The sequence below is a fragment of the Parasaccharibacter apium genome (assembly GCF_002917995.1).
GTDB lineage: Bacteria > Pseudomonadota > Alphaproteobacteria > Acetobacterales > Acetobacteraceae > Bombella > Bombella apis.
This window is the reverse complement of record NZ_LMYH01000025.1, coordinates 1-998: the sequence shown is the minus strand read 5'-3', so window position 1 is coordinate 998 and position 998 is coordinate 1. Positions and strand designations below refer to the sequence as shown.

The following is a 998-nucleotide window of genomic DNA, read 5'->3' as shown; positions in this document are numbered from 1 at the left end:
GTCATAAACGCTGCCAATGCCACCTTCAGCGCCACGGGCGGGTCCCAGGCCTCCACAACAAACAGCGGCGTCATGACCCTCGCCGGGGGCAACAAAACGGATGGTGCTGTCACCAATACGGGCAACGGATCCCTGACACTCGACAACAGCACCATCGGCGGTACCCTCACCCATGATGGCCAGAACCTGACCGTCACCAGCAACAATGCCTCCGCCGGGTCCCTCGCAGGAAACGGCAACGGCACGCTGGATGGCACGCTCACCCTGACAAAGGCCAATGACACCTATAACGGTATCCTCTCCGGCAAGGGCGGGCTGACCCTTGACGGGGGGAAAGAAACCCTCACGAACCATCAGGCCTATACCGGCGACACAACCGTCGGGCAGAGTGGTGACCTGACCCTGACAGGCTCCCTTTCCGGGGCACTTGTCAACAACGGCCACTCCGCCCTCCAGGATGGTTCAGCCGTCACCGGAACGGTCACGAACAATGATGGATCACTGGTGGCGAACGGAGCCAGACTGGCCAATCTCGTTACCAATGCGGGGACCGTCACCCTGAATGACAGCATCGTCAAGGACGTCAGCAGCAATGGTGGACAGACAGCCCTTGCCGGAACATCCGCAGGGACCGTAACAAACGCTGCCAATGCCACCTTCAGCGCCACGGGCGGGTCCCAAGCCTCCACAACAAACAGCGGCGTCATGACCCTCGCCGGGGGCAACAAAACGGATGGTGCTGTCACCAATACGGGCAACGGGTCCCTGACACTCAATGGAAGCACCATCGGCGGTACCCTCACCCATGATGGCCAGAACCTGACCGTCACCAGCAACAATGCCTCCGCCGGGTCCCTCGCAGGAAACGGCAACGGCACGCTGGATGGCACGCTCACCCTGACAAAGGCCAGTGACACCTACGCCGGGTCTCTTTCCGGCAATGGTGGCCTGACCATCGATGGCGGGACGGAAATCCTGACAGGTGACAGCACCTATTC

The 998-nt window shown here is 61.2% G+C and carries 1 protein-coding gene; it reads left to right on the top strand.

Annotated features, from left to right (window positions below; translation table 11 throughout):
- Nucleotides 1–998 (top strand): beta strand repeat-containing protein (locus tag ASO19_RS09170; protein ID WP_373364712.1); only part of this gene is annotated, 998 nt, incomplete at both ends.